Here is a 23880-nt window from a genome sequence, read left to right as displayed (position 1 = left end):
AGCGCGCGCTCTAACCAACTGAGCTACAAGCCCCTAACGCATATCCTAACGAGGATTAGGGTCTTGCTCGCGTGCGACCGGCGGCAAGCGCCAATCGTACAGCGCAGCCCCTGGCGCGTGTTCGTCCGCGAAGAAAGAGAAACGAAGACGGCGAAATCCCGCCAATGGAGCTCAACGATCTGGCGATCTGTTGGCCCCTGATGTTTCTAAAACGGTCCGATAGTGAGCGTGAGCTCTCTGAAGGACCATCCTTAGAAAGGAGGTGATCCAGCCGCAGGTTCCCCTACGGCTACCTTGTTACGACTTCACCCCAGTCGCTGACCCTACCGTGGCCGGCTGCCTCCATTGCTGGTTAGCGCACCGTCTTCAGGTAAAGCCAACTCCCATGGTGTGACGGGCGGTGTGTACAAGGCCCGGGAACGTATTCACCGTGGCGTGCTGATCCACGATTACTAGCGATTCCAACTTCATGGGCTCGAGTTGCAGAGCCCAATCCGAACTGAGACGGCTTTTTGAGATTTGCTAGGACTTGCGTCTTCGCTTCCCATTGTCACCGCCATTGTAGCACGTGTGTAGCCCAGCCCGTAAGGGCCATGAGGACTTGACGTCATCCCCACCTTCCTCGCGGCTTATCACCGGCAGTCTCCTTAGAGTGCTCAACTAAATGGTAGCAACTAAGGACGGGGGTTGCGCTCGTTGCGGGACTTAACCCAACATCTCACGACACGAGCTGACGACAGCCATGCAGCACCTGTGTTCCAGGCTCCGAAGAGAAGGTCACGTCTCTGCGACCGGTCCTGGACATGTCAAGGGCTGGTAAGGTTCTGCGCGTTGCGTCGAATTAAACCACATGCTCCACCGCTTGTGCGGGCCCCCGTCAATTCCTTTGAGTTTTAATCTTGCGACCGTACTCCCCAGGCGGAATGCTTAAAGCGTTAGCTGCGCCACTAGTGAGTAAACCCACTAACGGCTGGCATTCATCGTTTACGGCGTGGACTACCAGGGTATCTAATCCTGTTTGCTCCCCACGCTTTCGTGCCTCAGCGTCAGTATCGGGCCAGTGAGCCGCCTTCGCCACTGGTGTTCTTGCGAATATCTACGAATTTCACCTCTACACTCGCAGTTCCACTCACCTCTCCCGAACTCAAGATCTTCAGTATCAAAGGCAGTTCTGGAGTTGAGCTCCAGGATTTCACCCCTGACTTAAAGACCCGCCTACGCACCCTTTACGCCCAGTGATTCCGAGCAACGCTAGCCCCCTTCGTATTACCGCGGCTGCTGGCACGAAGTTAGCCGGGGCTTATTCTTGCGGTACCGTCATTATCTTCCCGCACAAAAGAGCTTTACAACCCTAGGGCCTTCATCACTCACGCGGCATGGCTGGATCAGGGTTGCCCCCATTGTCCAATATTCCCCACTGCTGCCTCCCGTAGGAGTTTGGGCCGTGTCTCAGTCCCAATGTGGCTGATCATCCTCTCAGACCAGCTACTGATCGTCGCCTTGGTGAGCCGTTACCTCACCAACTAGCTAATCAGACGCGGGCCGATCTTTCGGCGATAAATCTTTCCCCGTAAGGGCTTATCCGGTATTAGCACAAGTTTCCCTGTGTTGTTCCGAACCAAAAGGTACGTTCCCACGCGTTACTCACCCGTCTGCCGCTGATGTATTGCTACACCCGCTCGACTTGCATGTGTTAAGCCTGCCGCCAGCGTTCGCTCTGAGCCAGGATCAAACTCTCAAGTTGGACTTGAACTTTGAACCGGCTGATCACAACGTTTGACGAGGTCCCACCATACTCGCGAAGCGATTCACATCGCTTGCGAACTGACCTCAATGAAGAGGCCATGGTGTTACCTTTGAAACGTGTACCGCCGAAGTCTTTCGTCCGGTCTCGATCAGAAAAGCCGAAGCTTTTCAGAAGCGAGACCCGCAAGGACTCCGCCGTCCACGTTTCTCTTTCTTCATCTTCACTTGTCAAACAGCCCGGGACCGGAGAGGTCCCAACCTTCCTGGGAGGAAGGGTTCCGACACCCTTACCGACGATGAATGACTCCAACCGATTTGTGTCGGCTGTTGTGCACTCAACAAGGTGAGGAGCATCAGTGGCGCGTTCGCTCGCCTTGGTCAGTGACCCGGCGGCGCCGCGCTCAGTGGTCGTGCTTATAGGCCCCTCCCCTCGGCGCTGTCAACGGGTATTGTCAACAAATCGTCGCACGGCCAAAGCCTGTGTGCACTGCGGAAAAAGTGCGGTGATTTCCGAGGCTTACGCGACGGGCGCGTCGGCCTCGGGCGACGCGTTCGGAGAAAATCGGGAAAAAAAGTTTGGCCTGCGAGAGAAAAAATTTGAGTTCCGAAGGGGCTCCAAGGAGCGCGCCCGGCGGGCAGCTCGCGCCCGGCTCAATCGTCAAACTTTTTCAGGATTTGGCGCCGTACTAGAGCCACAATCCCGGGGCGTTCTGGTATGACACAAGCTTGAATCGCTGGGTGCCTGTGGGGGCTGCCGGCGATTTACACTGGTCAAGGGGAGGCGATCTGAAAGATGCAGCTGCCTTCCCGGGACATTCGAGAGACATCGAGAGACCTTCATCCGCTTCGCTGTTCGTGAGTTCGGCCGGCCTCTCGAGGGCCTTTTGGCTGACGAGCGTCTTCAAGCGGCGCGCCTTTTCCGAAGATCCCCCTTGAAGAGGGCGACGACGGCAAGGCGCGGGAACAGGCTTCGCGCATGTCGGTGATATTGGGGGACTTGGGTTGAACCATAGGGCGCCACGCGGGGGTTATGGGCGTGAGACCGGGATCATCGATCTCGGCCACGAGCCGCCGCTTTCCGTCGATGGTTCCGAAGCTGCCGTGATCGATCGCCGCCGCGTCTCCGTACAGTGGTTCAGCGGCACGATTCTGACCGGACTCTGCGGCGCGGCCTTGATCGGCGGCGCCGTTTTCGCTTCGCTCGACGGCGAGTTGACCTTCGCCAAGGTGCCGGAGCGTGTCGAAGGCGTGCTGCGCGGCGCATTCGGCGCCAATGATCGCGCCGCCACCGTGCACAAGAGCGACCGCCTGCCGCCGCCCAGTGAATCCACGGCCTCGCGCAACGTGGTGCGCGTCTCGACGGTGGCCCGCGTCGGCAACCGCGACGTGATGCGGGTGCGGCCCTTCGTCCGCATCGCCGGCAACCTCTCGATGACGGCGAGCGATCTTTCGGCCAAGATCCCGCCGTTCAATGCCCAGCGCCTTCTGACCGATGTCGGCGCCGACCCGAAGACCGCATCCGACGATCCCAACAATCCCGAGGCGGTCGAGCCCGACGCCGAAGTGTCCTTTGTCACCAAGGACCTGTCGCCGGTGCTGCCCAAAGCCAAGATTTCCGCGGTGGTGGCGCTCGACGACATCCTGATGCGGGTTCGCGATGCCGCCAACTGGCGTGGCAACGGCGGCGTCCGTTATGCCGCGCTCGCCAACGCCACCGCCGACGTCTCAGGCGCGACCGGCCCGTCCGACATGAAGATGGCCTACGCCACCGAGGCGCCCTCGGCGGACCCCTATGCCGGCTTCGAGACGCGCGTGGTGCCGGAAAACGTCACGCTGCTGCCGAAGACCAAGGAACAGATCACCGGCGGCAATCCCAACGGCGAGCGCGTGCACCTCGTCAAGAAGGGCGACTCGGTCGCCTCCGTGCTGCGCGATCTCGGCGCGACACAAGAGGAAATCAAGGCGATATCCGCGACGCTCGGCCCGCGCGGCCGCGACGGCGGCCTGAAGGAAGGCGAGAAGCTTCGCATCCTGATGGCGCCCGCAAGCGCCGGTGCCCGACTCCAGCCATTCCGCGTCGTCGTCGCCAACGACACCATGGTCGAGGCGATCGCAGCGCTGTCGGATCTCGGCAAATACGTCGCGGTCGACGTCTCAAGCATGAACACCGTCGCCGACGCGGCCGCGAATGCCAACAGCGACGACGATGACGACGACGACGGCACCGGCGTCCGGCTCTACCAGAGCATCTACGAGACCGCGATGCGCAACAAAGTGCCGATGCCGGTCATCGACGACATGATCAAGATCTACTCCTACGACGTCGATTTCCAGCGCAAGGTGCAGCCGGGCGATTCCTTCGACGTCTTCTACGCCGGCGAGGACGAGGGCACGGCGGCGGCCGACAAGAGCGAGGTGCTGTTCGCTTCCCTCACGGTCGGCGGCGAGACCAAGAAATACTACCGCTTCCAGAGCCCCGACGACGGCGTCGTCGACTACTACGACGAGACCGGCAAGAGCGCGAAGAAGTTCCTGGTCCGCAAGCCCGTCAACAGCGCCATCATGCGCTCCGGCTTCGGCGGCCGCCGCCACCCGATCCTCGGCTACGTAAAGATGCACACCGGCGTCGACTGGGCCACCGCCTACGGCACACCAATCTTCGCCGCCGGCAACGGCGTGATCGAGAAGGCCCAGCTCGAAGGCGGCTACGGCAAGTACGTCCGCATCAAGCACAACAACGGCTACGAGACCGCCTACGGCCACATGTCGGCGTTCGCGAAGGGCATGGAGCCCGGCAAGCAGGTGCGGCAAGGCCAGGTGATCGGCTTCGTCGGCTCGACCGGCCAGTCGACCGGACCCCACGTTCACTACGAAATCCTGGTCAACGGCCGCTTCGTCGACCCGATGCGCGTCAAGCTGCCGCGCGGTCGCTCGCTCGAAGGGCCGATCATGGCGGGCTTCGAAAAGGAGCGCGACCGCATCGAGGCGATGATGAGCAACCGCTCGAGCGGCATCGCCCGCATCTCGGATGCGACCGGCGGCCCGCTCCAGGTCACTAACCGCTAAGTCACTAATCGCGAAGTCACCAACCGGTAATTTTTCTCGAGACCCGGCCTTTTCACGGCCGGGTTCCGTCCTACCTCCCCAGTTGTGGAACTGATCGGCGGCGTCTCGATTGACCCGCGCGACCTGTTTGAGCCGTTGAGCCAGAGGAGGACCAACCATGCGGCGCCTCTCACGCGAAGACGTCACCAAGGCCGTCAGCGGGGCTGATGACGTCACCATCGCCCAGATCATCGGAACCGGGGCGACCATCGAAGAACTCGCCGAAGCCCAGGCCTGGCTCGCCAATGACGAGCCCATGATCAACGACCTGCGACCTCTGGCACAGGGCCGCGTGCGCGAGCTGGTGGATATCCTGTCGGAACTCGAACAGGACGACGACGAGCAAGGCCCGGCCAATCCGGACGCCGTGTCTGCAGCCAGCTAGCCAGTCGGATCTGACAAAACAAATTCGCCCCGGAGAGGACGACCTCTCCGGGGCGGTTTGTTGTTTGAGGCAACAGGACGATCAGTTCAACTTCCTCTTCGGCACCGGCGCCTCGAACTGGGCGATCTCGGCCGTCTGCTGCGCCTTGCCGTTGAAGGTCAGCACGTTGCCCTCGGTGGAGATCGCAACAGTGTCGCCGTCCTTCACGTCACCGGCCAGGATCATCTCGGCGAGCGGATCCTGGAGGTAACGCTGGATCACCCGCTTCAGCGGCCGCGCGCCGTAGGCCGGATCCCAGCCCTTGGCAGAGAGCCAGTCGCGGCCTGCGCCATCCAGCGTCAGCGCGATCTTGCGATCGGTGAGCAGCTTCTGCAGTCGGGCGAACTGGATCTCGACGATCCGGCCCATCTCGCTCTTCTGCAGGCGATGGAACAGGATGATCTCGTCGACGCGGTTGAGGAACTCCGGCCTGAAATGCGCCCGAACCGTTCCCATCACGTGCTCACGCACGGCAGAGGTGTCTTCGCCCTCTGGTTGATTCACCAGGAATTCCGAACCGAGGTTCGAGGTCATGATGATCAGCGTGTTGCGGAAATCGACGGTACGGCCCTGGCCGTCGGTGAGGCGGCCATCGTCGAGCACCTGCAACAGGACGTTGAACACATCAGGATGCGCCTTCTCGATCTCGTCGAACAGCACCACCTGGTAAGGCCGGCGCCGCACCGCTTCGGTGAGCGCGCCGCCCTCGTCGTAGCCGACATAGCCCGGAGGCGCGCCGATCAGCCGCGAGACCGAGTGCTTCTCCATGTATTCGGACATGTCGAGGCGGACCATCGCGGTCTCGTCGTTGAACAGATACTCGGCGAGCGCCTTGGTCAGCTCGGTCTTGCCGACGCCGGTGGGGCCTAAGAACATGAACGAGCCGATCGGCCGGTTCGGATCCTGCAAGCCCGCACGCGAGCGGCGAACGGCGGTTGCGACCGCATGCACGGCCTCGCTCTGGCCGACGACACGCTGGCCGAGCGCCTCCTCCATCTTGAGGAGCTTTTCCTTCTCGCCCTCCAGCATCTTGTCGACGGGTACGCCGGTCCAGCGCGAGACCACCTGCGCGATGTGGTTGGCGGTGACCGCCTCCTCCATCATCTCGCCTGAGCCCTCGCGCGCCTCGATATCGGCGAGCTTCTTCTCCAGCTCCGGGATCCGGCCATAGGCCAGCTCACCGGCGCGCTGGAATTCGCCGCGCCGCTGCGCATTGGCAAGCTCGACGCGCAGGGCATCGAGCTCGGCCTTGAGCTTCTGGGCGTTGGAGAGCTTGTTCTTCTCCGCGCTCCAGCGCGCCGTCAGCGCCGCCGATTTTTCCTCCAGATCGGCGAGCTCCTTCTCCAGCGCCTGGAGGCGGCTCTTGGAGCCGATATCGCTTTCCTTCTTCAGCGCTTCCTGCTCGATCTTGAGCCGGATGATCTCGCGATCCAGCGAATCCAGTTCCTCGGGCTTGGAATCGACCTGCATCTTCAGCCGCGCGGCGGCCTCGTCCATGAGGTCGATCGCCTTGTCCGGCAGGAAGCGATCGGTGATGTAGCGGTTGGACAGCGTCGTCGCCGCCACCAGCGCGGAATCGGTGATCCGCACGCCGTGGTGCTGCTCGTACTTGTCCTTCAGCCCGCGCAGGATCGAGATGGTATCCTCGACCGAGGGCTCGCTGACGAAGATCGGCTGGAATCGCCGCGCCAGCGCCGCATCCTTCTCGACGTGCTTCTGGTACTCATCGAGCGTGGTCGCGCCGATGCAGTGCAGCTCGCCGCGGGCAAGCGCCGGCTTGAGCAGGTTGGACGCATCCATCGCGCCGTCGGCCTTGCCGGCGCCGATCAGCGTGTGCATCTCGTCGATGAACAGGATGAAGGTGCCTTCGGTCGCGGTCACCTCCTGGAGCACGGCCTTCAGCCGCTCCTCGAACTCGCCGCGGTATTTTGCGCCGGCAATCAGCGCGCCGAGGTCGAGCGAGAGCAGCTTCTTGTCCTTGAGGCTTTCCGGCACGTCGCCGTTGACGATGCGCAGCGCCAAGCCCTCGACGATGGCGGTCTTGCCGACGCCGGGCTCGCCGATCAGCACAGGGTTGTTCTTGGTGCGGCGGGACAGCACCTGGATGGTGCGGCGGATCTCCTCGTCGCGCCCGATCACCGGGTCGAGCTTGCCGTCGCGCGCGGCCTGCGTGAGATCGCGGGCGTATTTCTTCAGCGCGTCATAGGCGTTCTCGGCGGTCGCGCTGTCGGCGGTGCGGCCCTTGCGCAGTGCCTCGATCGCGGCGTTGAGGTTTTGCGGGGTCACGCCGCCCTTGTTGAGGATCGTGCCGGCGTCGCTGCTCTTTTCGAGCGCGAGCCCGAGCAGCAGGCGCTCGACCGTGACGAAGCTGTCGCCGGCCTTTTCGCCGGCCTTTTCGGCAGCATCAAACGTGCGGGCGAGCTCGGGCGCCAGATAGATCTGCCCGGCGCCGCCGCCACTGACCTTCGGCACCTTGTTCAGGGCCTCCTCGGTCGCCTTCAAAATCGCCCGGGAATTGCCGCCGGCACGGTCGATCAGGCCGGCAGCCAGGCCCTCATTGTCGTCGAGGAGGACCTTCAGGAGGTGGAGAGTCGAAAACTGCTGGTGCCCCTCGCGCATCGCGAGCGATTGCGCGGACTGGATGAAGCCCCTGGAGCGTTCGGTGTACTTTTCAATGTTCATTTTGTCTTTCCCTCGGCCTGCCCCCGGAGCCCTCTAAGGCACTCCAGATGGCATCTTCATTGGGTTTCCGCTGGCCACATTGACGTTTCTCAAGCAGCAAGCGGTCGTTAGCAGCCGACGCTGGCGCCGGCCTGACGCAGATGTGGGAACCAAGTCACGGGAACGGAAGAGGCTTCTTCACAAATTCGTGCACGACGAATTTGTGAGCCAAATGCCCCGCTTGGCGCCAGCAGATGGAATCCGTTAACTAGTCGCCATGATGACCAGCCCGACTGCCGCGATCACGGGCCTTTACCGCTATCCGGTCAAAGGCCTCACGCCCGAGCCCCTGTCCCGCGTCGCCTTGCGGGTCGGCCAGACCCTGCCCGCCGACCGCCGCTATGCCATCGAGAACGGCCCGAGCGGCTTCGATCCGGAGGCGCCGCAATGGATGCCCAAGACCCAGTTCCTGATGCTGATGCGCAATGAGCGCCTGGCCGGCCTCAACAGCCGCTTTGAGGACGCGACCAATCTTTTGACCATCCGCAAGGACGGCCAGGTCGTCGCCAGCGGCGACCTGGAAACGGCAAGCGGGCGCGCTGCGATCGAGACCTACTTCACCGGCAATTTCCAGAGCGAGCTGCGCGGGCCGCCAAAAGTGCTGTCCGGCCGCGACCACAACTTTTCGGATGTCGCTAGCAAAGTCGTCTCCATCATCAATCTCGGCAGTGTCCATGCAATCGAGAAGATGCTGGGCGGCGTTGCCGTCCATCCCCTGCGCTTCCGCGGCAACCTCTACGTTCAGGGCTGGCCGGCCTGGTCCGAGCTCGACCTCCTCGGCCACACGCTGGCGATCGGCAATGCGCGGCTGAAGGTGGTCAAGCGCATCAAGCGCTGCTCGGCGACGAATGTCGATCCTGTGACCGCGGAACGCGATCTCGAAATCCCGCCGACGCTGTCGCGCCATCTCGGCCACATGGATTGCGGCATCTATGCCGAGGTCATCGCAGATGGCGAGATCGCCATCGGCGATCGGCTCGCGATGGAAGAGCCGAAGCTGGTGTGAGCTGCCGTACGGTGGGCAAAGGCGCTCTCGCGCCGTGCCCACCATCACTCCACGCAGGCAGAAGTGATGGGCACGTTTCCGCCTTCGCTCTACGAGCTACGGCGGACAAGTGGCTTCGCTCACCCTACAACTACGCTCCACGCAATGACGAACGTTAGTTCTGCTTGCCTCACTTGAAAACTGGTCGCCCGCTACTGATCAGGTCCAGGAAGCGGTGAGGCTCGATATAGTCCGTATTGTCGAGATTGAGCCGGCGTAGCGACGTCGCACGATCATGCAACGGTTCGATCGCCTCGGCACCGGCACTGGTATAGCCGATCGGCAGGCAATAACCGTCGCCGTAGTGCATCTCGGCCTTGCCGCCGACCTCCGCCCAGATGTCCCGGCCGTAGAAGAAATAGGTCCGCAGGTTTCCCATCACCACCAACGCGGAGTCATCGAAGGCGTTCAGGATCAACGAGTCGGCTTCGAGATTGCCGTCAATGAACGTCCCCTTGGCAAAGCCCGTCGAGAACACCGTGCAGGCGACATTGCCGAGCACGACGAACAGCCCGCCTTCATCAAACGCGCCTGCGTTCCCCAGATCGACCAGGCCGTCGACGGTCAGATCGCCCATCACCAGCGTGTTGAAGGCCGGCACGTCGACGAAGTCGGATGCTGCGAGCGGCCCGCGAAGCACGGCACAATCATCCCGCGCAGGTGGGTCGGACCCCAGATCGTAACGGGCAAGCTCCCGCCGAAACCTTGCCGATCCATCGTTCGCCAGAAGCTCGTCGAAGACGGCCCGCGTCACTTTCTCGAACACCATGTACACCCCGTGATCCGCAGGGCGGACGGAGGTAACCGCCGAGCCCGCGCCTCCTTAGGGTCGCGCGAGCTCGACGGCAGGTTCGAAAATGTGCCGGGACGATCGATCAGTTCGGCATCACATAGGCATAGATCCGGCCGCGCGAGATCGGTGCCTCGCGGACGCGATTGCCGTTATTGCCGGAGATCATGATCGGATTGCCCTTGGCGTCGATGCCGGTGATGATGCCGACATGGCCGCCGCGGCCGCGCGACATTACCGCAATCGCGCCGACCTGCGGACCGGAGACACGCGTTCCGTAATGCGCGAACGAGCTCGCCATGTCGGAGCCGGAGCCCTTATGGCCGGTGTGCTCGAGCACCATGTTCATGAAGCGCGCGCACCACAGACTGCCGCGGCCGGTCGGATTGCCGCCGAGATAGCGGCGCGCCTCGGAGACGAGGCCCGAGCCACCGCCGAAGTCGCCCGCCATGCCGCCGGTGTTGGCGCTCGGGTCATAGCTGGCCTGGGTGTTGGCGAAGCCGCTCGCCTCCAACTGCGCGGCGCCGCGCTCGAAGCGCGATGAGCGCGCGTGGCGATAGTGATGATACCTGCCGGCATGGTGCGCGGCGTGATGCACGTAAGCGTGCCGCTCTGCGCTGTGACGATGAGACCGTGCCGATGCTGGAGAGATAGATGCGGCGAACGCCGCGGAGAAGAGAGCCAGCGCGATGACGTGACGCAGCCGGCCGAACGCAAACAACTCAAACATTCTTCATCCTTCGTTGACACCCCCAATTCCCATCGGCCCGTGCGGTGGCCGACATCCGCGCGTCGTATGAAAGTCCAGATGTGGCAAGAGCAAGGCACAATGCGGCATTGCAGAAATTCGCTTCAGGGAATTTCCGCGATGACCCTGTGTCGATGCTGGTCTGATGCTGCCGCATTGCTGCCCACAGCATTAACTGCGATGCTTAACGCGACGGCCCAGAAAGAGGGAAACGGTTAATGCCCCACGCCACGACCAGGGATGATGTCCGCATCTATTTCGAGGAAGCGGGCCACGGCACGCCGATCATCTTCCTGCACGAGTTCGCGGCCGACTACTCCAATTGGGAGCCGCAGATGCGCTACTTCTCGCGCGGCCACCGCTGCATCACCTATTCCGCGCGCGGCTATGCGCCGTCGGACGTGCCGGCATCGGCCGAGGTCTACACCTACAAGCACTTTTACACCGATGCACTCGCGGTGCTCGACCATCTCTCGATCGATCGCGCACATCTCGTCGGTCTCTCGATGGGCGCATATTCCTCGCTGCAGATCGGCCTCAACGCGCCGGGGCGCGCGCTGTCGATGACGCTCGCGGGCGTCGGCTCCGGTTCGGAGCTCGACAATCTCGAAGCCTGGCGCAAGCAGTGCCGCGCCAATGCCGAGCAATTCGAGACACTGGGCTCCGCGGAAGTTGCCAAAGTCACGCGCGAGGCGCCGAGCCGGATTCCGTTTCTGGTGAAGGATCCGCGCGGCCACGCTGATTCCTATGCCGCGCTGGCACGGCACGATTCCAGAGGCTCGGCCAACACCATGCGCGGCTTCCAGGGCGGCCGCCCCTCGATCTACATGATGACGGAAGCGATCGGGCGCGTGGCGACGCCGGCGCTGATCATCTGCGGCGACGAGGATGACCCCTGCGTCGGGCCGAGCCTGTTCCTGAAGAAGCATCTGCTGGCCGCAGGGCTCGCGATGTTTCCGAAGTCAGGCCATGTCCTCAATCTCGAGGAGCCCGCGCTGTTCAACGAAACGGTGGAGCGGTTCGTCACGCTGGTGGAAGCGGGGCGCTGGCCGGTGCGCGATCCGAGGTCAGTGGCTGCGAATTAGCGAAGGCATCATCCTATATTCCGTCATTGCGAGCGCAGCGAAGCAATCCAGAATCCCTCCGCGGAAAGACTCTGGATTGCTTCGCTGCGCTCGCAATGACGAGGTGTAAGCATCAGCCCCTCATCCTGAGGAGCGCGGAACGCGCGTCTCGAAGGATGAAGGCCCCGCCAGTGGCCTCGCCCTTCGAGACGCGCGCCAAGAGCGCGCTCCTCAGGGTGAGGGTCAGCTGATTTTACTTCCCGCCGCCGCGGCTCAGCAGAAACACGCCCTGTTCGCCGAACAGATTCCACACCCACCACGGCAATCTGAGCCGCAACGGGCGCCCGTAGAGATCGAGCGCTTCCGCGCGCTCCATCTTCACGCCGATCTCGTCGCAGAGCTGGACGAAATCCTTGATGGTGCAGAAATGGATGTTGGCGGTGTCGTACCAGGTCGCTGGCAGATTGTCCGTGCGCGGCATGTGGCCGCCGATCAGGAGCTGCAGCCGCATCTTCCAGTAGCCGAAGTTCGGGAACGACACGATCGCGCGATGGCCGATGCGCAAAAGATTTTCCAGCACCACCCTCGGCTGCCGCGTCGCCTGGAGCGTCTGCGATAGGATGACGTAGTCGAAGGCGTCGTCGGGATAGTTGACGAGGTCGGTGTCGGCGTCGCCCTGCACCACCGCGAGCCCCTTGGCGACGCAGCGGTTGACGCCCTCGCGCGACAGCTCGATGCCGCGGCCATCGATGCCGCGGTTCTCCAGGAGCTGCAGCAGATCGCCGTCGCCACAGCCGACGTCGAGCACCTTCGAGCCGCGCCTGACCATCTCCGCAACCAGCAGATGATCGGCGCGGTAGTGACCTTCCTGTTCAGCCGCAAGGCCGTCGAGCGGCAGCACTTCTTGCACAGACATCGTCAGCTGCCCTTGCCGTTGAGGCCGCGCGCCTTGCCCGCCGATTGTAGGAACGCACGGGAGATATCGAAGAATTCGGGGACGTCGAGCAGGAAGGCGTCGTGGCCGCGATCGGTCTCGATCTCGGCGAACGACACCCGCGCGCTCGACGCGTTGAGCGCGTGCACCAGCGCGCGCGATTCCGAGGTCGGGAACAGCCAGTCGCTGGTGAAGGACACCACGCAGAAGCGCGTCTTGACGCCGGCAAACGCCTTCGCCAGCACGCCATCATGGTCGCCGGCGATGTCGAAATAGTCCATCGCCCGTGTCAGATAGAGATAGCTGTTGGCATCGAAACGCTCGACGAAGGACGAGCCCTGATAGCGCAGATAGCTCTCGACCTGGAAATCCGCATCGAACGAGAACGTCGGCAGCTCGCGGTCCTGCATGCGCCGGCCGAACTTGCGGTGTAGCGCCGCATCCGAGAGGTAGGTGATGTGCGCAGCCATCCGTGCCACCGCGAGCCCGCGATGCGGATGGATGCCGTGATCGGCATAGCGGCCATTGTGCCAGTCGGGATCGGCCATCACGGCCTGGCGGCCGAGCTCGTGGAAGGCGATGTTCTGCGCGGAGTGCCGCGTCGAGCAGGCGATCGCGAGCGCGGAGAACACGCGCTCAGGATAGGCCGCGGTCCATTGCAGCACCTGCATGCCGCCCATCGAGCCGCCGACCACCGCAAACAGCGTCTCGATGCCGAGGCGATCGATCAGCATCGCCTGCGCGCGTACCATGTCGGGGATGGTGATGATGGGAAAATCCAGGCCCCACACCTTGCCCGTCGCCGGATTGAGCGAGGCAGGTCCCGTCGACCCCATGCAGCCGCCGATGACGTTGGCGCAGATGATGAAGTAGCGTTGAGGATCAAGAGGACGGCCGGGCCCGACCAGGGTCTCCCACCATCCGGGCTTGCCGGTGACGGGGTGCACATTTGCGACATGCTGGTCGCCGGTCAGCGCATGGCAGATCAGCACGGCGTTGGAGCGCTCGGTGTTGAGCTCGCCATAGGTCTGGTAGGCGATCTGGAACGGGCTGAGGTCGATCCCGCAATCGAGCGACAACGGCTGGTCCGCGCCGAAATGCGCAACCTGCGAGCTCGGATGATCCGCCTCGTGCGAGCGCTCCTCGGCGATCGCTGGGCTCGGTACCGTCGTGACGCCAACCATCTGACCATCGACCTCGTTGGCGACGGCCCTCAAGCCGCCGCTGACATCAGGCCATGAAAAACCCGGCCTGAACGATAGGTTCGGCCGGGATCGGATGCGTCCCCGGCCTGTTTAGCGAGTTTTTTAACGTGGCTGCAAGCCGGCCGGCTCAAATGACCACGGAACAGGCAAAAACTAGTTGCTGGCGCGCTATTCGTCAAGCCGAGGCGCCGATTAACCAAATGAGGCCCTGCCATGTCAGGCGAAATGGCCGCCATTTCTCTTTGCTTTCGGCGTCCATCCTGCCTAATCAAGACCCATAGCGCCGGCGGATCCGGCCCAGCCGATCCGCCTTTCACGAGCCCCTGACAGACCGACAGATATGTCCCAGCGTCCGCCCGCGCCACCATCGCTCCAGGAATTGCGCAAGGAGATCGATGCGATCGACGAGGAAGTGCATCGCCTGCTGATGCAGCGCGGCGACATCATCGATCGCCTGATCCAGGCGAAGCAGACGCAGGAGGTCGGCTCGGCTTTCCGGCCGGCGCGCGAGGCCAGCATGATGCGCCGCCTCGTCGAGCGCCATCGCGGCATCCTGCCGCTCGACACCATCGAGAGCATCTGGCGCGTCATCATCTCGACCTTCACTTATGTGCAGGCGCCGTTCTCGGTGCATGCCGACGTCTCGGTCGGTGAGTCCGCGATGCGAGATTCGGCGCGATTCCATTTCGGCTTCACGACGCCCTATGTGCCGCATTTCAGCGCACAGGCCGCCGTCGAGGCGTTGGCGAAATCGAAGGGTGATTTGGCTCTGGTCTCGGCGATCTCGAGCCGCACGCCATGGTGGAGCGAGCTCGAGGCCGAGGGCGCGCCGAAAATCATCGCGCGGCTGCCCTTCCTCGAGCGCGCCGACCATCCGGCCGCGCTGCCCGTCTTCGTGATCTCGCGTGTCGCCGACGACGCCATGGTCACGGAGGTCCAGACCTGGAGCGTGCGCGTGTCCGGCTGGAACGCCGACACGGCGAGGGCGCTGGCGCCGCTCGCCGACATCGTCGCGGTGCCCGATACCGCCTTCGACGGCGCTGCGCTGCTGGTGTCGGAGACTGGCATCGGCTTCGAGAAGATCAAAATGGCCCTGATCCGCGCCGGCGCCTCGGTCCGCTCGTCGGCTCTCGTCGGCGGCCACGCAACGCGCTATACGGTGCCCCCGACCGGGACGGCCAGATCTGACGTGGCTTGAGGCCGCCCCGCATCCTTTCCGGAGTAGACGATGTCCCGCCCCGTGCCGAATCCCGGCATTCTCGATATTGCGCCCTATACGCCCGGCAAGAGCCCGGTGCCGGAGCCGGGCCGCAAGGTGTTCAAGCTGTCGGCGAACGAGACGCCGTTCGGGCCCTCGCTCAAGGCGATCGAGGCGTTCACGCATGTGGCGACGCATCTGGAGGACTATCCGGAAGGCACCTCGCGCGTGCTGCGCGAAGCGATCGGCCGCATCTATGGTCTCGATCCCGACCGCATCATCTGCGGCGCCGGCTCGGACGAGATCCTCAATCTGCTCGCCCACACCTATCTCAGCCGGGGCGATGAAGCGATCTCCACCACCCACGGCTTCCTGGTCTACCCGATCGCGACCATGGCGAACGGTGCCAGGAACATCGTGGCGGCGGAGGCGAACTTCACCGCCGACGTCGACGCCATCCTGAAAGCGGTGACGCCGCGCACCAAGCTCGTCTGGCTCGCCAACCCCAACAATCCGACCGGCACCTATCTGCCGTTCGACGAGGTCAAGCGCCTGCGGGCCGGCCTGCCGTCGCACGTGCTGCTCGTGCTCGACGCCGCCTATTGCGACTACGTGTCTCGCAACGACTACGAGATGGGGATCGAGTTGGTCGCGACCACCGAGAACACGGTCGTGACGCACACCTTCTCCAAGATCCACGGCCTCGCCGCGCTGCGCGTCGGCTGGATGTTCGGTCCTGCGCACATCATCGATGCGGTGAACCGCATCCGCGGTCCGTTCAATGTCTCGACGCCGGCGATGTATGCCGCGGTCGCCGCGATCGAGGACGCCGCGCATCAGCAGATGTCGAAGCAATTCACCGAGACCTGGCGCAACTGGCTGACCGAGGAGATCGGCAAGCTCGGGCTGAAGGTGACGCCGAGCGTAGCCAACTTCGTGCTGATCCATTTCCCGGCCGACAAGGGCAGGACCTCGGATGAAGCCGACGCCTTCCTGACCAAACGGGGACTGGTGCTGCGCGCACTGAAGAACTACGGCCTGCCCCATTCACTGCGCATGACGATCGGCACCGAGGAAGCCAATCGCCTCGTGGTCGAAGGCCTGCGCGACTTCATGGGGGGCAAATGAGCGTCGCCCCGCACTTCCAGCGCGTCGCACTGATCGGCTTCGGCCTGATCGGCGGCTCGATCGCGCGAGCCGCGAAGCTCCAGGGCCTTGCCAATGAGATCGTCACCACGGCGCGCTCGGAGGGGACGCGGGCGCGCGTCGCCGAGCTCGGCATCGTCGATCACGTGGTCGCAACCAATATCGAGGCAGTGAAGGACGCCGACCTCGTCATCCTCTGCATTCCCGTCGGCGCCTGCGGCCCCGTGGCGCAGGAGATCGCTGCGCATCTGAAGCCGGGCGCGATCATCTCCGACGTCGGCTCGGTCAAGGGCGCGATCGTCAGGGACATGGCGCCGCACCTCCCGCAGGGCATTCATTTTGTCCCCGCGCATCCTGTCGCGGGCACCGAGCATTCGGGCCCGGATTCCGGCTTCGCCGAGTTGTTCATCAATCGCTGGTGCATCCTCACGCCACCCGAGGGCGTCGACGCAGCCGCCGTCGATCGATTGCGCGCGTTCTGGGCCGCGCTCGGCGCCAAGGTCGAGATCATGACACCAGATCATCACGATCTCGTGCTCGCGATCACCAGCCATCTGCCCCATCTGATCGCCTACACCATCGTCGGCACCGCCGACGAGCTGCAACAGGTGACGGAGTCCGAGGTGATCAAGTTCTCCGCCGGCGGCTTTCGCGACTTCACGCGCATCGCGGCGTCCGATCCGACGATGTGGCGCGACGTCTTCCTCGCCAACAAGGAGGCCGTGCTGGAGATGCTCGGCACCTTCAACGAGGACCTCGCAAAACTCACGCGCGCGATCCGTCGCGGTGACGGCGAGGCATTGTTCGACCACTTCACCCGCACCCGCGCCATCCGCCGCGGCATCGTCGAGATCGGCCAGGATTCGGCGGCGCCGGATTTCGGCCGTCCGCATCCGCCGCTGACGAAGCAGTAGGTCACAAATCTCTCCTCCGTCATTGCGAGGAGCGAAGCGACGAGGCAATCCAGACTACCTCCGCGGAGGCTTTCTGGATTGCTTCGCGGAGCCTGTCATCGGGCCGCGCTACGCGCGGACCCGGTGGCTCGCAATGACGGGAAATCAATACAGCGGCGGGAGCTGCGCGACCTTCAGCGCGCCGAGCATCACGGCGCCATCGGCGAAGCGAAGCGGGAAGCTGCGCGCCTTCTTGCCTTCCAGCATGCTTTCGGTGCCGAGCGCGTTGATGCCCGCGGCAACGCCGACATTGGCGTTCTGCTTCACGACCTTGCCGAGACCGGGAATGGCGCGGTCGAGGGCGCCGAAGAGGTTGTTGAGGTCCTGCGACTTCACGCCCGGGGCGACGCGGTCAAGGGTTGCCTGCGGCACGCCCTCTTCCAGCATCTTGTCGATGCCAAGTGCGGGGATCACGCGCTCGAGGCCCGTCACCGTCATCTGCAATTCGCCGTCGAGGCGGCCGTTGGCCGAGATGCCGAGCGTGCCGGCGGCGACCGCGATCATCTCGCCCTGCTGAATGCGCGACTGTACGATCTCGATATGGCCGCCGGCGGCCTGCAGCTCGCGGAAACGCTGCGGCCACGGCTTTGGCGCAAAATCTTTCAGCCCCGTGATCTTCGAGCGCACGTCCGCTTCGAACGGCTCGGCGAGCAGCGGATGCACCCCCTGGATGCTGCCTTGCGCGATCTGGAGCACGGTTTCGATGATGGGATTGTCGCGCGAGGATCCCTCGGCGAGACGTCCGTGCAGCTCCACCTGCCTGGCCTTGGCAACCGGTACCTGCACCGAGCCGTCGACGCGATTGATGGCGGGATCGTCGAACACGATCGAGGCGTGATCCGGCACGGCCGGCAGGCCCACCACGCTGCTGCGGCCCTTGCTCCAGTTCACCACGAAGGAAGTCTGCGTAACGCCGTCGGTCAGCGTCGCCGGTGCGGTGAATTCGGCGATCACGAGCTTGGGATCATAGACCTGGGCAACGACCAGGATGTTGTCGAGCTTGGCCGTGAACGGCGTCTTGCTCGCGGTCTGCGAGACCAGCGAGACGCTGGCACCGGAACATTGCACCTCGAAGCGGAACGGGAAGCCGGCGATCGAGCGCTTGGCGCAATCATAGATACGGCCTGACTTGGCCTCCTGGGCGCGCCACGCGTCGGCAGCCACTTCGGCCTGGGAAGCGGCATAGAACCAGAAGCCGCTCCAGGCGACGGCGAGAATCAAGAGGAGGACGGGCGCGATGAAAAGGCCCCAGCGGGGGCGCCGCCTGGCGGCAACGGTCATATCGGACATGCGGCGACCCTTTGACCCCAGATGATGGCAAATGTAAGCGAGGTTAGCTTGCTGCAAAAGGTGGAGAATTCGCTTCGCCGGGATGGCGGGGTCTGGTAGCGGTGCCAAACATGTCCGAAAATACCCTCCCCTCCGTCACGACGACCACCGGCGACCTCTGGGTGTTCGGCTATGGCTCGCTGATGTGGCGCCCGGGCTTCGAATTCGAGGAACGCGTGCCCGCGCGCCTGGTCGGCGAGCATCGCGCGCTCTGCGTCTATTCCTTCGTCCATCGCGGCACGCCGGAGAAGCCGGGCCTCGTGCTCGGGCTCGACCGCGGCGGCGCCTGCCGCGGCATCGCCTTCCGCGTCGCTGCGAAGAGCCGTGCCGATGTGGTCGCTTACTTGCGCGAGCGCGAGCAGGTTACCTCGGTCTATCGCGAGGTCATGCGCTCGGTGTGGCTGGAGAATGACGCGCGGCAGCGTGTCAGTGCGCTCGCCTACGTTGTCGATCGCGGCCATGTGCAATATGCGGGACGCCTGTCGCTTGCCCTGCAGCACCGCCACGTGCTGCAGGGTCACGGCCAATCCGGCGCCAATCGCGACTACGTCACCGCGACGGTGAAGGCGATCGAAGCCGAAGGTTTTCGCGATACGCAGCTGCATCAGCTTGCGACTCTCCTGCACAACGATGCGCATTCCCTGCATGATCCGGCTCCCACCAACGAGCGCGACGAGCGCTAGCTGCGAGAAGCCACGTAGCTCGGCGCACTGCCGATGAGCTGCTCCTGCTCCTTCCGTCCGGCTTCGACGATGCGCGCCGTGGCCTCCTCGATCGCGCCGCGCACGCGCGCGATGTACTCGTCCTTCGGCAGGCCCGGCGGCAGCGGATCCAGGAATTCCACCACCAGCGTGCCGGGATAGCGCATGAAGGTGCGGCGCGGCCAGAACAGCCCGGAGTTGAGCGCGATCGGCAGGCACGGCACGCCGCAGGCCGAATAGATCTGGGCAAAGCCCGTCTTGTAGTCCGGCGGCGCGCCGGGCGCGCGGCGGGTGCCTTCCGGGAAGATCACGAGCTGGCGGCCGGAGCGCACCGCATCGCGCGCCCGCCGCGTCATGTCCAGGAGCGCCTTGACGCCGGCGCTGCGATCGATCGCGATCATGCCGGTCTTGCCCAGGAACTGACCGAACACCGGAATGTGCATGAGCTGGCGCTTGAGGATGAAGATCGGCCGATCGAAGAAGTGCAGCAGCCCGAACGTCTCCCAGAACGACTGGTGCTTTGACGCGATCACCAGCGGCCCCGCCGGGATCTTCTCCACGCCCCTGAATTCCACCTTGATGTTGCAGATCACCCGCATCAGAAACAGCGTCGAGTTCGCCCACCATTCGGCGACCGTCAGCATCGCGCGCGGCGACATCAGGAAGGTCGGCAGCGCGATGATCGCCCAGAACACCAGGACGGCGTAGAACAGCACGTTGAAGACGAGCGAACGCAGGAAGAGCAAGAACATCAACGATCCTAATTGGCCTGTGCGGTGGCGGGCCGTTTCGGCTGCACGCCAGGAGGCTGCTCCGACACTTCAGGCGAAACGTCAATCCCGAAATCCTCGAGCCGCACGCGCAGCTCGGCGGCGATGTATTTGACATATTCCGATAACAGCAGCCGCAGCGTCGAGGACGAGGTCCACCACGGCTCATCGCGCCACTTGTCGCCGACCACCGCAAACGGAATCAGCGCGATCTCCGGCATCGCGTGCGAGAATTCCACCAGCGCGCGCGGCATGTGATAGTTCGAGGTCACCACGATCAACGACTTGAAGCCGCGCTCATGCGCCCAGCGCCGCGCCTCAGCCGCATTGCCGCGGGTCGAGACCGCATAGCGGTCGAGATCGACGCAGCAGCGCATGTAGGATTGGTTCTCCGGCAGCGTACGCGAGATATCGCTGACCGTAGAGGTCGGGTGCACGCCCGAGATCAGGAGCCTCCGGCCGTAGCCCGCAGCGAGCAGCTCCATCGCATCCGACACCCGCGACGATCCGCCGGTCAGGACCACGATGCCGTCCGCCTTGCGGTCCGGCGCCAGCTCGGCGCCGCGCATCTGGGACAGGAACGCGACGAAACCCGCCGCGGCGCCGACGAAGGCGATCGCGAGCGCCGACACGACGGTCGCGCGCAGCCAGCCGCGCGGCAACTTCGGCGATCGATCGTCGGTCGGCGAGGTCATATGATGTGGCAGTCCCTTCCCCTGGCAATTTTAGAACGTTTTTGGATGAAGTGGAGTCCGGTTTGACGCGCCGCACCCTATTCGACATCGTTCAGCGTCGCGAACAGCGTCTGGCGCGACGCCGCCGCCGTGATCGCGCCGATCAGGACCGCCTGCACCGCGAGCACGACGTAACCCGACGGCCGCAACGAGAAGGTGCCGAGCAGGGCGGCAAATTGGTCGCCGACCGGCGTGCCGGAGAACCAGCCGGCGATCGACTCGGAGAAGCCGAACACCAGCATGGCGATGCCGCCGCCGATCACGCCACCTTCGAGGCCGAGGCGGAGGAAATGCCGCAGGAAGCGGTTGGCGATGTAGCGGTCGCCGGCGCCGACGAAATGCAGGACCTCGACGATCGGGCGGTTGGCGGCCATCGCCCCGCGCGTTGCGAACGACACCGAGATGATGGTCGCGACGATGACGAGCGCGAGGATGCCGAGGCCGGCGAGCACGGTGGCATTGGTCATCGAGCGCATGCGCTCGATCCAGGCGCGGTGATCGTCGACGCTCGCGCTTGGGGCGATCTGCGCCACGCGGCTGCGCAAGGCGGCGAGATCGAGGGTTGTGCCCGGCTGCACGCGGGCGATGATCATGCGCGGCACCGGAAGGTCGTCCATCGATAGGCCGGTGCCGAGCCAGGGCTCGAGCAGCTTGCCGGATTCGTCCTTGCTGAACGGCTTGACCTCGACGATGCCAGCCTGCGCGCGCATCGCTTCCGTCACGGCAGTGGTGTCACGCTCGATGTCGCGCCCGGCCTGGGGGCGGACCTGGATGGTGATTTCGCTCGCGACATTTGACTGCCATTCGGCCGCCGACGCGCTCACCAAGAGCACCATGCCCGTGGTCATCGAGGCAAGGAAGGTCATGATCGCGACGACCGCAACCAGCGCGCGGCCATGGATCGAGGCGCGCGGCACGATCGGCGACATGTTGCGCGCTTTCGGCGGGACCTGCGGACGCTCCTGTCCGAGGTCGACGAAGACGCCGCGCTCGTCGGTCCTATTCATAGACGTGCAACCGTCCCTGGTGCAGCACGAGCCGGCGCGCCTCGTACTGGTCCATCAACCCGATATCGTGGGTCGCGATGATGACGGCGGTACCGGACTTGTTCAATTCGATGAAGAGCCGCAGCAGGCGCCGACCAAGCGTCGGATCGACGCTGCCGGTCGGCTCGTCCGCGAGCAGGAGCTGCGGCCGCGAGATCACCGCGCGCGCGATCGCCGCGCGCTGCTTCTCGCCGCCCGACAGGATCGGCGGCAGCGCGTCCATGCGCTCGCCGAGACCGACCCAGCGGAGCAGATCGATGACCTCCTTGCGGTAGCTGGATTCGCTGCGGCCCATCACGCGGAACGGCAGCGCGACGTTCTCATACGTCGTCATGTGGTCGAGCAGGCGAAAATCCTGCAGCACGATGCCGATGCGCTTGCGCAAGTCGGCGATCTCGTCTTTGCCGAGCAGCGAGATGTCGTGGCCGAACAGGTTGACGAGGCCGCGGGTCGGCCGCAGCGACAGGAACAAGAGGCGCAGCAGCGAGGTCTTGCCGGCGCCGGAGGGCCCGGTGAGGAACTGGAAGGAGTGCGCCGGGATCTGGAAGCTCAGGTCGCGCAGAATCTCCGGCCCCAGACCGTAACGCAATCCGACATTTTCGAACCGAACCAAGGCTCAGCTCCGTTCGAGGTGGGGCGCGGCGCACGCCGCAAAACTCTGCCGCATGCGATGAAAGCCTTGTGCGGCCGTTATGGTTTCCGATTCGTTAACAGTCGCCTTGTAGCATTGAAAGAGCCCGGTTCCGCTACGGCTGGGCCATCGCCGAGGCTGGTCCATGCACATCGTATGCCCCCATTGTACGACATCCTACGCCATCAAGCTCGCAAGCCTTGGGGCGAATGGGCGCACCGTGCGCTGCTCCCGCTGCAGGGAGACCTGGGTGGCACGGCCCGAGGACGCCGTCGAGGAAATGCAGGTGGCGGCCATGGCCGCGGCGAGCCACCCCGAGGACCGGTCCGATCTCGCGGAGCAGTGGAACACCGACGCCCGCGAGGAGGCCGCCGACACGCCGGTGGTCGACAGCCCTTCGATCGCCAGTGACTGGCCTACCGAGGAGACCAAGGACGACGACTGGTCGGAGGCCGAGGCCTCCGACGACGAATTGGCCGGAGAGCCGCATCAGTCCTGGTTCCGCGGGTTGTTCCGTCGCCGGGCCCGGGTCGCTCGTCCGGTGAGCCGGCAGCCGCGAAGATCCTCTTTCGGCCTGCCGACCTGCGCTGCCATGGGCGCGCTGGCCGTAGCGCTTTTGGTCTGGCGCGCCGACATGGCCCGGCTGCTGCCGCAGACCGCGGCGTTCTACAAGATGATCGGCATCGAGGTGAACCTGCGCGGCCTCGCCTTCAGGGACGTCAAGGTGACTTCGGAGACCGTGGACGGCAAGCAGGTGCTGGTGATCGAGGGCGCGATCGTCGGCGAGACCCGTAAGGCGGTCGACATACCCCGCCTGCGCTTCGCCGTGCGCGACGCGCAAGGCGCCGAGATCTACGCCTGGAACGCGGTGCTGGAGCAGACCGTGCTGCATCCCGGCGAGCGCGCCCTCTTCAAGTCGCGCCTCGCCTCGCCGCCACCTGAAGGCCGCAATATCGATATTCGTTTCTTCAACCGGCGTGACATCGCCGGCGGCAGCGCGTAACCGGCGCTGCCCGTTTCCGCAAAGGTTTGGCCCGATGCCAAAGGTGCTGATCGCCGATGACGAGGAGTCCATGCGCACGCTGGTGGCGCGTGCCATCGCCATGGACGGCCACCAGACCGTCACCGCACAGGACGGCGCCGAAGCGCTGGAGATCCTGACGCGCGAGGACGGCGCGTTCGACCTTCTGCTCACCGACATCCAGATGCCCGTGATGGACGGCATCGCGCTCGCACTCTCGGCCGCGCGCGATTTTCCGGACCTGACGATCTTGCTGATGACGGGTTTCGCCGATCAGCGCGAGCGCGCGTCGAACCTGGATGCGCTGGTGCACGACGTGGTGACGAAGCCATTTTCGGTGGCGGATATTCGCACCGCAGTCGCCGACGCGCTCGCGGCGAAGAAGGGGTAGCGGCGCTGCTCACCCGCAGCGTTCCTGCCGCAGTGACACGAGTCCGGTCCCACATGCACGGTGTCGTCCTGGCGAAGGCCAGGACCCATACTGCGTGATCTCTCCGTGGGATCGATAGCAGTACCGGACGACGAGTCTTCGCCAAACTACTCCCTGGGGTGATGGGTCCTGGCTTTCG

Annotated in this window: 20 protein-coding genes, 1 tRNA gene, 1 rRNA gene and 1 riboswitch (1 of these 23 only partly in view); of the genes, 10 read left to right on the top strand and 12 right to left on the bottom strand. The window is 64.3% G+C overall.

Annotated features, from left to right (window positions below):
- Window positions 1-33, bottom strand: a tRNA-Ile gene (locus NLN62_RS25875); it reaches 44 nt to the left of the window's first position.
- A 222-nt stretch (window positions 34-255) separates the two neighbouring features.
- Window positions 256-1744, bottom strand: a 16S ribosomal RNA gene (locus NLN62_RS25870).
- 1004 nt (window positions 1745-2748) lie between these two features.
- Here NLN62_RS25870 and NLN62_RS25865 point away from each other — a divergent pair.
- Both NLN62_RS25865 and NLN62_RS25860 read left to right on the top strand, forming a co-directional pair.
- Window positions 2749-4812 (top strand): M23 family metallopeptidase, encoded by a 2064-nt coding sequence (locus NLN62_RS25865; RefSeq protein ID WP_254110681.1) that lies wholly within the window; start codon window positions 2749-2751, stop codon window positions 4810-4812.
- Window positions 4813-4969: 157 nt separating this feature from the next.
- A complete protein-coding gene (locus tag NLN62_RS25860) occupies window positions 4970-5236 on the top strand; it encodes a hypothetical protein (protein WP_254110680.1) in 267 nt (88 codons plus the stop codon).
- 81 nt (window positions 5237-5317) lie between these two features.
- Here the strand turns inward: NLN62_RS25860 and clpB are convergent, their stop codons facing one another.
- Entirely contained in the window at window positions 5318-7957 is a 2640-nt protein-coding gene (clpB, locus tag NLN62_RS25855) for an ATP-dependent chaperone ClpB (RefSeq protein ID WP_254110679.1), read from the bottom strand.
- Between the two features lie 256 nt (window positions 7958-8213).
- Between clpB and NLN62_RS25850 the strand changes: the two genes are divergently transcribed.
- A complete protein-coding gene (locus tag NLN62_RS25850; protein ID WP_254110678.1) occupies window positions 8214-9002 on the top strand; it encodes an MOSC domain-containing protein in 789 nt (262 codons plus the stop codon).
- 169 nt (window positions 9003-9171) lie between these two features.
- Here NLN62_RS25850 and NLN62_RS25845 read toward each other — a convergent pair whose 3' ends face one another.
- Window positions 9172-9810: a hypothetical protein gene (locus tag NLN62_RS25845; protein ID WP_254110677.1), complete on the bottom strand. Its 639-nt coding sequence runs from the start codon at window positions 9808-9810 to the stop codon at window positions 9172-9174.
- A gap of 106 nt (window positions 9811-9916) precedes the next feature.
- Window positions 9917-10561: a TIGR02594 family protein gene (locus NLN62_RS25840; protein WP_027522168.1), complete on the bottom strand. Its 645-nt coding sequence runs from the start codon at window positions 10559-10561 to the stop codon at window positions 9917-9919.
- A 236-nt stretch (window positions 10562-10797) separates the two neighbouring features.
- On the opposite strand from NLN62_RS25840, the gene NLN62_RS25835 reads away from it, so the two are divergent.
- Window positions 10798-11664 (top strand): alpha/beta fold hydrolase, encoded by an 867-nt coding sequence (locus NLN62_RS25835; RefSeq protein WP_254110676.1) that lies wholly within the window; start codon window positions 10798-10800, stop codon window positions 11662-11664.
- Between the two features lie 232 nt (window positions 11665-11896).
- Here NLN62_RS25835 and metW read toward each other — a convergent pair whose 3' ends face one another.
- Both metW and NLN62_RS25825 read right to left on the bottom strand, forming a co-directional pair.
- Window positions 11897-12559: a methionine biosynthesis protein MetW gene (metW, locus tag NLN62_RS25830; RefSeq protein WP_254110675.1), complete on the bottom strand. Its 663-nt coding sequence runs from the start codon at window positions 12557-12559 to the stop codon at window positions 11897-11899.
- A gap of 2 nt (window positions 12560-12561) precedes the next feature.
- Window positions 12562-13761: a homoserine O-acetyltransferase gene (locus tag NLN62_RS25825; protein WP_254110674.1), complete on the bottom strand. Its 1200-nt coding sequence runs from the start codon at window positions 13759-13761 to the stop codon at window positions 12562-12564.
- Between the two features lie 90 nt (window positions 13762-13851).
- Window positions 13852-13931, bottom strand: a riboswitch (SAM riboswitch).
- 191 nt (window positions 13932-14122) lie between these two features.
- Here NLN62_RS25825 and NLN62_RS25820 point away from each other — a divergent pair.
- Genes NLN62_RS25820 through NLN62_RS25810 form a run of 3 tightly spaced genes read left to right on the top strand, consistent with a single transcriptional unit; the run spans window position 14123 to window position 17040 of the window.
- Complete coding sequence (locus tag NLN62_RS25820; RefSeq protein WP_027522164.1) at window positions 14123-14980, top strand: chorismate mutase; 858 nt, start codon at window positions 14123-14125, stop codon at window positions 14978-14980.
- A 30-nt stretch (window positions 14981-15010) separates the two neighbouring features.
- The gene (gene hisC, locus NLN62_RS25815) at window positions 15011-16108 is read left to right on the top strand and encodes a histidinol-phosphate transaminase (protein WP_254110673.1); all 1098 of its coding nucleotides are present in this window, start codon (window positions 15011-15013) and stop codon (window positions 16106-16108) included.
- The gene (locus NLN62_RS25810) at window positions 16105-17040 is read left to right on the top strand and encodes a prephenate/arogenate dehydrogenase family protein (RefSeq protein ID WP_027522162.1); all 936 of its coding nucleotides are present in this window, start codon (window positions 16105-16107) and stop codon (window positions 17038-17040) included. The genes hisC and NLN62_RS25810 overlap by 4 nt, the downstream gene beginning before the upstream one ends.
- A 144-nt stretch (window positions 17041-17184) precedes the next feature.
- Here NLN62_RS25810 and NLN62_RS25805 read toward each other — a convergent pair whose 3' ends face one another.
- Complete coding sequence (locus tag NLN62_RS25805) at window positions 17185-18369, bottom strand: DUF2125 domain-containing protein (RefSeq protein ID WP_254110672.1); 1185 nt, start codon at window positions 18367-18369, stop codon at window positions 17185-17187.
- 110 nt (window positions 18370-18479) lie between these two features.
- Between NLN62_RS25805 and NLN62_RS25800 the strand changes: the two genes are divergently transcribed.
- Window positions 18480-19091 carry a gamma-glutamylcyclotransferase gene (locus NLN62_RS25800; RefSeq protein ID WP_254110671.1) on the top strand — a complete coding sequence of 204 codons (612 nt, stop codon included), beginning with the start codon at window positions 18480-18482 and terminating at the stop codon, window positions 19089-19091.
- On the opposite strand, the gene NLN62_RS25795 is transcribed toward NLN62_RS25800, so the two are convergent.
- The 4 genes from NLN62_RS25795 to ftsE all read right to left on the bottom strand — a co-directional run bounded on the left by NLN62_RS25795 (window position 19088) and on the right by ftsE (window position 22272).
- Window positions 19088-19861 (bottom strand): 1-acyl-sn-glycerol-3-phosphate acyltransferase, encoded by a 774-nt coding sequence (locus NLN62_RS25795; protein WP_254110670.1) that lies wholly within the window; start codon window positions 19859-19861, stop codon window positions 19088-19090. The genes NLN62_RS25800 and NLN62_RS25795 overlap by 4 nt on opposite strands.
- A gap of 8 nt (window positions 19862-19869) precedes the next feature.
- Entirely contained in the window at window positions 19870-20574 is a 705-nt protein-coding gene (locus NLN62_RS25790) for a YdcF family protein (protein ID WP_254110669.1), read from the bottom strand.
- Between the two features lie 77 nt (window positions 20575-20651).
- The gene (locus NLN62_RS25785; RefSeq protein ID WP_254110668.1) at window positions 20652-21620 is read right to left on the bottom strand and encodes an ABC transporter permease; all 969 of its coding nucleotides are present in this window, start codon (window positions 21618-21620) and stop codon (window positions 20652-20654) included.
- A complete protein-coding gene (ftsE, locus tag NLN62_RS25780; RefSeq protein ID WP_027522156.1) occupies window positions 21613-22272 on the bottom strand; it encodes a cell division ATP-binding protein FtsE in 660 nt (219 codons plus the stop codon). Before ftsE ends, NLN62_RS25785 begins: the two co-directional genes overlap by 8 nt.
- A gap of 163 nt (window positions 22273-22435) precedes the next feature.
- Here ftsE and NLN62_RS25775 point away from each other — a divergent pair, with 163 nt between their 5' ends.
- On the top strand, window positions 22436-23293 hold the full coding sequence (locus NLN62_RS25775; RefSeq protein WP_254110667.1) for an MJ0042-type zinc finger domain-containing protein: 858 nt from the start codon (window positions 22436-22438) through the stop codon (window positions 23291-23293).
- Window positions 23294-23327: 34 nt separating this feature from the next.
- Window positions 23328-23702, top strand: a complete 375-nt coding sequence (locus NLN62_RS25770) for a response regulator (protein ID WP_027522154.1) — start codon at window positions 23328-23330, stop codon at window positions 23700-23702.
- Window positions 23703-23880: the final 178 nt, after the last annotated feature.

This window comes from Bradyrhizobium sp. CCGUVB23, from assembly GCF_024199885.1.
Classification (GTDB): Bacteria; Pseudomonadota; Alphaproteobacteria; order Rhizobiales; family Xanthobacteraceae; genus Bradyrhizobium.
The sequence above is the reverse complement of the archived record's forward strand: the minus strand, read 5'-3'. Positions and strand labels throughout refer to the sequence as shown.